This is a genomic window from Micromonospora sp. MW-13, from assembly GCF_003434305.1.
Lineage (GTDB): Bacteria > Actinomycetota > Actinomycetes > Mycobacteriales > Micromonosporaceae > Micromonospora.
The window spans coordinates 93,982-101,781 of sequence record NZ_QKKX01000026.1 but is presented as its reverse complement, the minus strand read 5'-3'; the positions used below and the strand labels follow the sequence as shown (position 1 = coordinate 101,781).

Annotated in this window: 5 protein-coding genes; all 5 read right to left on the bottom strand. The window is 73.8% G+C overall.

Going from position 1 to position 7,800, the window contains the following annotated elements; translation table 11 throughout:
* Positions 1-274: 274 nt before the first annotated feature.
* Positions 275-1,303, bottom strand: a complete 1,029-nt coding sequence (locus C5N14_RS14455) for a hypothetical protein (protein WP_117668596.1) — start codon at positions 1,301-1,303, stop codon at positions 275-277.
* A gap of 89 nt (positions 1,304-1,392) precedes the next feature.
* The gene (locus tag C5N14_RS14450; protein WP_117668613.1) at positions 1,393-2,700 is read right to left on the bottom strand and encodes an ABC transporter ATP-binding protein; all 1,308 of its coding nucleotides are present in this window, start codon (positions 2,698-2,700) and stop codon (positions 1,393-1,395) included.
* Positions 2,701-2,823: 123 nt separating this feature from the next.
* The gene (locus C5N14_RS14445) at positions 2,824-5,019 is read right to left on the bottom strand and encodes a bifunctional glycosyltransferase family 2 protein/CDP-glycerol:glycerophosphate glycerophosphotransferase (RefSeq protein WP_117668612.1); all 2,196 of its coding nucleotides are present in this window, start codon (positions 5,017-5,019) and stop codon (positions 2,824-2,826) included.
* Between the two features lie 16 nt (positions 5,020-5,035).
* Entirely contained in the window at positions 5,036-7,030 is a 1,995-nt protein-coding gene (locus tag C5N14_RS14440) for a DUF5941 domain-containing protein (protein WP_117668595.1), read from the bottom strand.
* Positions 7,027-7,773, bottom strand: coding sequence for an ABC transporter ATP-binding protein (locus C5N14_RS14435; RefSeq protein WP_117668594.1), 747 nt, complete (start codon positions 7,771-7,773; stop codon positions 7,027-7,029). Before C5N14_RS14435 ends, C5N14_RS14440 begins: the two co-directional genes overlap by 4 nt.
* Positions 7,774-7,800: the final 27 nt, after the last annotated feature.

Sequence of the window (7,800 nt, the reverse complement as noted above, 5' to 3'; positions counted from 1 at the left end):
AGGCTGTGGGGGTGGTGGCCGGTGGGTAGAAGGATCCGGTAGAGCGCTGCGGCGGGCGATCGTGGTGCTGTCGAAGGTGACCGAGGACCCGGCCGGCCGCTCTCCTGCTGGTCGCCTGTGTCCCGCACGAACGTGGGATGTCGTGGCAGGCCACCAAGACTTGGAAGGCCAGCCGCCTGGCGCACCGCCAACCGGGCCGAACTGACCACCGGATTCGCCACCGAATCCAAGATCCGGCACCCGGATTACCCCTTCAAGGCTGCATGACGGGGCGCTAGAAGAGGTTGCCGATGGTGCGGATGATCTCGGCGTAGAAGTTGCCCTCGATGCTGCGGAACAGCGCGAACCCCTCGCCCGGGCTGCCGAAGAACGGGCGCAGCGTCCAGGCGAGCTGGGTGCCGACGAAGCCGAACAGCAGGATCCACACGTACAGCAGGGTCATGCTGGCCGGGCGCTCGGCAGCCGGCCGGCGGGGCGCCGGCTCGGGCCAGTGGCGGTACTGCGCCGGCGGGTATCCGGCGGGGAGCAGCCCCGGCCCGGGGTGACCGGGCGCGGGGTGACCGGGCGCGGGGGCGGCGGCCAGCAGGACGGGCGCCGCCGGTGCCGGGACAGGCGCGGCGGGCGCGGGCTGGACGGCGGGAGCGGGCTCGACGGCGGGAGCAGGCTGGGCGGCGGCCTCGGCGGCTGCCCCGTTGGCGCCGACCGCGACCGGCACGGCAGCCGGAACGGGCGCGACCGGGGCGGGCGCGGCGGCCGGCGCGAGGGCCGGCGCGGCAGCCGGGGCGGGGGCCGTGGCCGGGGCGAGCAGGCCGTGGGCGTTGAGCACCTGCATGCCGCCGGTCAGGAAGCGCAGCCCGACCACCGCGCTCAGCGTCAGGATGGCGACGTTGAGCAGCTTGAAGAAGCCGTAGTCGGGCGCTGTGATCAGGAAGAAGAGGCTGATCGGCGCGAACGCCACGGCCAGCATCGAGGTGACGGTGATCGCCACCATCACCAGCGCCAGCGACTGCCGCACCGACAGCCGGGCCCCGAAGACCAGGTTGAACAGGTAGAGCGTGGGCAGGCAGATGGCGAGGGTGACCAGGAACAGCAGCGGCAGCTTGACCGCCGAGGTCAGCGCCATCAGCACGCTGTGGAACGCGCCGAGCACCGCGCCGTAGCAGGCCAGGGCGATGCCGGAACTGGCCAGCATCCGCACGGTGAGGCCGGTGAGATCCCGGTCGGTCACGATCTGCTGCCAGATGCCCTGCCGGTCGCGCAGGATGCGCTCGATGACGAGCGGGCTGGGACGGTCACCCGACACGGGCTGACCCCTTTCTCACACCGTGCTCTGTGGACGAGGTCCGCTGACCGTAGGGCACGGGGCGACCCGCCGCCACCCCGCCCGCCGGTTCAGCGCCAGCCCACGTCGATCCGGTCGCCACGCTCGTCGAAGAAGTGCAGCGCGTCCATCCGCACCGAGATGGACAGCGGGTGGCCTGCGGAGACCGCCGGGTAGGGCGCGAGCCGCACCGCCAGCTCGGCCGGGCGGCGGTGGTGCCGGCCCGGGTCGCTGAGTACGCTGGTCCGGTTGCCCCGGACGGTCTCGTCGGGGGTGGCCTCCGCCTCGCCGCCCCGGCCGGTGAGCCGCTGCATGACCTGCCCGAACCGGCGCCGGCCACGCTGGCCGCCGTCGGTGCTCTCGGCCTGGCTGCCCATCTCGTCCACCACGATGGCGGTGGCGCCGATGTCGAGGAAGGCCAGCGACTCGTGGCCGTGGTGCTCCAGGTAGCGGATCCGGCCCCGGAGCACGTCGCCCGGGGTGTCCGGGCCGACGGGGGTGAGCGCCTCGGCCCGCATCCCGACGACGATCCGCTCGCCGTGGTAGTGCGCGACGGCCCGGCTGCGGATGTCGGTCCAGGGCAGGTAGAGCGCCTGCTCGCCGATGTTCAGCGCGACGTACCGGTCGAGGTGGACGTAGACCGACGCCTCCAGCAGGTTCATCCGGGGGCTGCCGAGGAACGCGGCCACGTAGAGGGTGGCCGGGCGGCCGTACACCTGGGTGGGGGTGCCGACGTCCTGGAGCACGCCCTTGCGCATGATGGCCACCCGGTCGGCCATGGTCAGCGCCTCGGCCTGGTCGTGGGTGACGTAGATGGTGCTGACGCCCAGCTCACGGGTCAGGCCGGAGATCTCCGCCCGCAGCTCCGCCCGCAGCCCGCTGTCCAGGTTCGACAGCGGCTCGTCCATCAGGAAGAGCCCCGGCCGACGAACGATGGCCCGGCCCATCGCCACCCGCTGGCGCTGCCCGCCGGAGAGCTGGCTGGGCTTGCGGCCCAGCACGTCGCCGATGCCCAGCGCGCTGGCCACGTCGGCGACCCGCTCGCCGCGCGGCGACGGCTCGACCCCGGCCAGCCGCAGCGGGAAGGCGATGTTGTCCCCCACCGTCATGTGCGGGTAGAGGGCGAAGTCCTGGAAGACCATGGCGATCTTCCGGTCCCGGGGCGGCAGGTCGTTGGCCAGTTCCCCGTCGAGCAGGACCGCTCCGGAGCTGGGATCCTCAAGCCCGGCCACCATCCGCAGCACGGTGGACTTCCCGCAGCCGGACGGGCCGAGCAGGACCATGAATTCACCGTCGTTGACGTCGAGGTTGATCTTGTCGACGGCGATTGTTCCGTCCGGAAATACCTTGGTCACATCCTTGAGCGCGACGGTTGTCACCGTCTCCTCCCCCAGCTCGTCGGCCGAACCCCGAATGAATGTGACCAGGATCATCGGATCCGCGCATCGGGTAAACGTGCCATGTTCGGCTCGTGACAGCCGTATTACGAGGAACCGGCAGGTTCAGCCCCGTTCGCCGAGGAATACCCGGCGGACGACCCGCTCGGCGGCGTGGCCGTCGTCCAGGGCGCAGAACCGGGTCCGGAACCGCCGCCGGGCCGCCGTCGCGGCGGGGGCGTCGACCGCCCCGGAGCGGAACAGGTCGAGCAGCCCGGGGAAACTGGTGGTCACGGCACCGGGCGGCTCGGCGAGCAGGTCCAGGTAGACGCCCCGGGCCAGCCGGTACGCCGCCCAGTCCGGCGCGTACACGACGATCGGCCGGTCCAGCACGGCGTAGTCGAACATCGCCGACGAGTAGTCGGTGACCAGCACGTCGGCGGCGAGATAAAGGTCCTCGACCGAGTCGTGGTCGCTGACGTCCCGTACCCGGGCGCCGGCCGGGCTCAACACCGGCCCGACCGGCCACGGCCGGCGGTCCCGGTCGTGGAAGTAGTGGCTGCGGATCAGCAGCCGCCCGGCCGGGCCGAGCGCGTCGAGCAGCAGGTCCGGGTCGAACGGTGGGCGGTACCCGGGCAGGTGCTCGCGGTGGGTCGGGGCGTAGAGCACCACCCGGTCGCCGGGGGCGAGGCCGAGCCGGGCGCGCACCTCGCGCACCTCGCCAGGGGTGGCGGTGGCCAGCCGGTCGTTGCGCGGGTACCCGACCTCCAGGGTGGTGTACGCGGCCGGGTACGCCCGCTCCCACATCTGGGTGGAGAAGCTGTTCGCGGAGACGCTGTAGTCCCACCGGTCCACCCGGCGCAGCAGGTTCGCGAAGTCCATCCCGACCGCGCCGACCGGATAGCGCTGCTGGTCCAGCCCCATCACCTTGACCGGGGTGCCGTGGTGGGTCTGCACGTGCACCGAGCCCGGCCGCTTACGCACGAAGTCGGGAAAGTTCACGTTGTTGACCAGCCAGGTGGCCCGGGCCAGCGCCCGGTGGTACTCGCGGCTGCCGGCCACCACGAACTCCACCCCGGGCGGGAGGGAGCCGACCCGGTCCCGCCGGACGACCCACACCCCGCGCACCTGCGGGGCCAGCCGGCGGGCCGTCTCGTAGATCGCCGCCGGGTTGCAGGCGTACCCGCGGTACCAGTACGCCGCGTAGACGGCCAGCGTCGGGTCGAGCGGCCGGGTCAGCTCGGCCCGGTAGTACTCGTACAGCAGCGCGTCGCGCCCCAGCCGCGCGGCCCGGCGGGCCACCGGCCCCGCCCGGCGCACCTGCCGTCCGGCGACCTCCCGGGCCTGGTTGGCGGCCCGCAGTGCGCTGAACGTCCGCCACCGGCCGGCGGCGGCCAACCGGTGCTTGAGCCCCGCCACCCCCGCCGGCACCGGGTGGCCCCCGGGCGGTCGGAAGCGGGCGTGGTCGGCGGTGATCTGGGCGAAGAAGGCGGGCCTCAGTTCGGGAGCGATCCGCTCGCCGTTGCCGAGCACGGTCAGGTAGTGCCAGATCATCCGCTCGAAGACCGCCGGGCGCAGGTCGTCGACGGCCGGCGCCCACCGGTCCATCAGCCGGAACACCCGGTGCCACTGGGCGAACACCTCGAAGTGCCGGTCCCCCCGGGTCCGGGTGATCGCCCCGGCCCGGCGCTGCCGGTAGTTGACGCAGACCAGGTCCAGCACCCCGATCCGCTCGGCGGCCATCAGCACGGGGTAGCTGAACGGGACGTCCTCGTACCAGCCGGGCTCGAAGCGCAGCCCGAGGTCGACCAGGAAGTCCCGGCGGACCAGCCTGTTCCACGCGGTGTGCAGCAGCCGCAGCGTCTCCGGCCGCTCGCGCAGCCGGAAGGTGGCCGGTCCGGGCGGCTCGGGGAAGACGTCGGCCAGCGCGCTGCGGGTGGCGCGGTCGTCCCAGCCCACCCGGACGTGGTCGACGAGCAGCACGTCCGGCCGGGTGTCCCGGAGCCGGGCGGCCACCTCGGCCAGGCAGTCCGGAGCCAGCCAGTCGTCGCCGTCGAGGAACCAGACGTACTCGCCGCCGGCCAGGTCCAGCCCGGCGTTGCGGGCCGGACCGAGGCCGACGTTCTCGGCCAGCCGGACGGCGCGGACCCGGTGGTCCCGGGCCGCGTAGTCGGCCAGGATGTCGCCGCAGCCGTCCGGCGAGTGGTCGTCGACGCCGATCACCTCGACGTCGTCGAACGGCTGGCCGAGGATCGAGTCGAGGCACTCGCCCAGGTACGCCTGCACCCGGTAGGCCGGTACGACGAAGCTGATCAGCGCCATCGGCCGGCCCCCCACGTCAGCCCGGCTGGCGGACACCTCCACCCGCCGGGACCCCCGAGGCCCGCCGGGCGCGGGCGGGCAGGACGACCCAGGCCAGGACCACGCTCCCGACGAAAACCACGAACAGGTACGCACCGAGTGTAGCCATCACAACAGTCGCGAATCCGGCGATCGCCGCGACGGCCAGCAGCACCGAGCGCCCCTCCCAGCCCAGCGTCCACGGGTGCAGCGGCGGGGCCGCCTGCCGCTTCTCCAGCCGGGCGGTGAGGTCGTAGTGGTGCAGGGTGAGCACGAAGACGTACCCGAAGACCAGCCACGCCGGCACCCCGGCGACCACGCCGACCGCGACGGCGAACAGGTACTCGCCGGCCCGCAGCGCGGCCGGGACCAGCCAGTCCAGCGGGCCGTTGTGCGCCGCCCCGGCCCCCAGGCCGGCGACCAGCAGCACCAGCAGGGCCGCCGGCACCGCCCAACGCAGGCCGGCCGGGTCGGTGTCCCCAGCCGCTTGGAACAGGGCCGCCACCAGCAGCGCCGCCGGGCCGAGGGCGCCGATCACCGCCAGCGTCAGCGGACCCATCGGGCGCAGCGCCGGGAACCGGGCCGCGAGCGGGCCGTCGTCGCGGTGCAGGGTGGCGTCGACCGTGTCCAGCACCGGCACCCACATCCAGCGGACCCGCAGGGTACGCAGGGCACCCGTGTACGCGAACGCCAGCACCCCCCAGGCCAGCACCGCGACCAGGGCGACCAGCGGGTCGAACAGCGCGACGGCCAGCGCGATCAGCGCCCACCGCTCCCCGATCGGGAACACCACCGTCCGCTTCAGCCAGTACGACAGCGACCCCGTGTCGGCCTGCACCCGGGTCGACGCGGCGTTCAGCTTGTCGCCGATCCCGCCGCCGCCCGCGCCGACGGTCTTCGGCCGGCGGGCCGCCTCGTCGTGCAGCACCCCGTACCAGGTGTCGGTCATGTGCCGGACGGTCTGCAACGTCATCGTGGCGATGGCCAGCGCCCAGCCGTACCGGTGACCGGCGGCCGTCGCGCCGTAGCCGAGGCCGGCGTAGACCACGTACTCCTTGGCCCGGTCGGCCATGGTGTCCAGCCAGCCGCCCCAGGCGCTGAAGTGCCGGGTGTAGCGGGCGAGCTGCCCGTCCACGCAGTCCAGCATGAAGCCCAGGTAGAGCAGCACCGCGCCGGTGACCAGCGCCGGCCGGCCGCCGACGCCGAACAGCACGGCGGCGGCCACCGCGAAGAGCACGGAGATCGCGGTGACCCCGGTCGGGGTCAGCCGCAGCCGGGCGCACGCCTTCGTCACGTACGGGGACCAGGTGCTGACGAAGAACGTGGTGAAGAAGTCGTCCTTCTCCTTCACCGACAGCCGCAGCTCCGCCCTGTCCTCGTCGACCGCGCCGAGGGCCGCCTCGGCGGCGGCCAGCCCGGCCGGGTCGGCGACCCGGTGGGCGACGAGCAGGCGTACCCGGTGGGCGAAGGTCAGCGTGCCGAGCGCGGCGAGGCCGGCGAACAGCCGGTCCACCGCGGGCCCGGGGACCGCGCCGGCCGGCGGCCCGCCCGCCGCGACGGCCCGGGCGGCGGCGGCCAGCGCCGGCAGGTCGTCCGCCCCCACCCGCAGCGCCCCGCCGAACGCCCCGGTCGCCCCGCCGTCGGGCTGCCCGTCCAGGCCGGCGTCGACCACCTGACCGCGTTCCTCGCGCACCACGGCCCGGCCGGGGGCCGGCGGGTCGGTGAGCACCAGGGCCACCGTCGGCCCGACCGGACTGGTGGCCAGGTGCCGCAGTACGGCGGTGTGCGCCACCAGGTCCGCCCCGCTGACGATCACCGGCCCGGTCGCGGCGTCGACGAGGGCGGCCAGCTCGGCCAGGTCGGCGGCGTGCCGCACCTGGCTCGCCCCGGCCCGGCGCCACTGGTCGGCCAGCCGGTCGGCGAGCGTCGCCCCGGCGCGGGTCGGCAGGCCCGCGGCCGGGGAGCCGGCGGCGAGCACGATCGCGAGCGTCACCGCGCAACCGCGGTGTGGTACGCGTGCAGCGCCTCGGCGATCGTCCCGTCGACGGTCAGCCGCCCGGCGTCGAGGTACAGCCCCCGACGGCAGAACCGGGTCAGATCCTTTTCGTTGTGTGACACCAGCACCAGTGTGCGTCCCTCCCCCAGCAATCGGTCGATCGTCGCATAGCACTTCTGGCGGAACTCCGCGTCCCCGACCGCGGTCACCTCGTCCATGAGCAGGATCGGGTGCGGCAGGTGCGAGATGATGGCGAATCCGAGCCGCACCTTCATCCCCGAGGAGTAGTGCCGGACCGCCGTGTCGATGGCCCGTTCCACCTGCTCACCGGCGAAGGAGACGATCTCGTCGAAGTGTTCGCGCAGGTAGCCCGACGACAGCCCGTGCAGGCCGCCGACGAGGTACAGGTTCTCCCGCCCGGTCAGGTCGTTGGAGAAGCCGGCGGACAGCTCCAGCAGCGGCGCCACGTCGCCACGGACCCCGATCCGCCCCTCGTCGGGGATCAGCACCCCGGCGATCAGCCGCAGCAGGGTGCTCTTGCCGGTGCCGTTGCGGCCGACCACCCCGACGGTCTCGCCGGCCGCGACGGAGAACGACACGTCCCGCAGCGGCCAGAACCGGCCGGCGTCGGCGGACCGGCCGCCCGGACGGATGAAGAACTCCCGCAGCCGGAGCTGCCGCCGCCGGTTGCGGACGAACCGGATGCCGAGGCCGTCCGCCTCGATGATCGGCTCCGTCATCACCGCTCCCTGAGCGCCGTCATCACC

What these genes read in the sequence shown, in the direction of transcription:
- C5N14_RS14445 (WP_117668612.1), bottom strand. Translation starts at nt 5,019, where the DNA reads ATGGCGCTGATCAGCTTCGTCGTACCGGCCTACCGGGTGCAGGCGTAC.
- C5N14_RS14435 (WP_117668594.1), bottom strand. Translation starts at nt 7,773, where the DNA reads ATGACGGAGCCGATCATCGAGGCGGACGGCCTCGGCATCCGGTTCGTC.